The 283-nt window shown below is 48.1% G+C and carries 1 protein-coding gene; it reads left to right on the forward strand.

Going from position 1 to position 283, the window contains the following annotated elements; genetic code table 11:
* The coding region (locus tag AB4512_RS23790; protein WP_372175971.1) for an FCD domain-containing protein at positions 1–283 on the forward strand (283 nt) is incomplete at both ends.

The raw sequence follows: 283 nt of genomic DNA on the forward strand, positions 1-283 counted from the left end.
ATCTGGAAGGCTGCCAAGAGCGCCATGTGCAAGCCATTACGAACCCAGAATCTGTTAACGCCAGCCAACTCTTTAGCCTCAGTGCCGAGTTTCACGAGCAGCTTGCCGCATGTTCAGGAAATCGCTTCTTATTGAGCACCATGCAGCAACATAATCGCCTTCGTAAAGCGACTGACCTGGTTTCGATGCACATCCAATCATCAGTCATTAAATCGTGTCAGCGACGCCTAGAGATCATTGAATTAGTACTTGAAGGTAACAACCACGTAGCATCAGCAAAGCT

Source organism: Vibrio sp. 10N.222.52.B7 (assembly GCF_041474275.1).
GTDB lineage: Bacteria > Pseudomonadota > Gammaproteobacteria > Enterobacterales > Vibrionaceae > Vibrio > Vibrio crassostreae_C.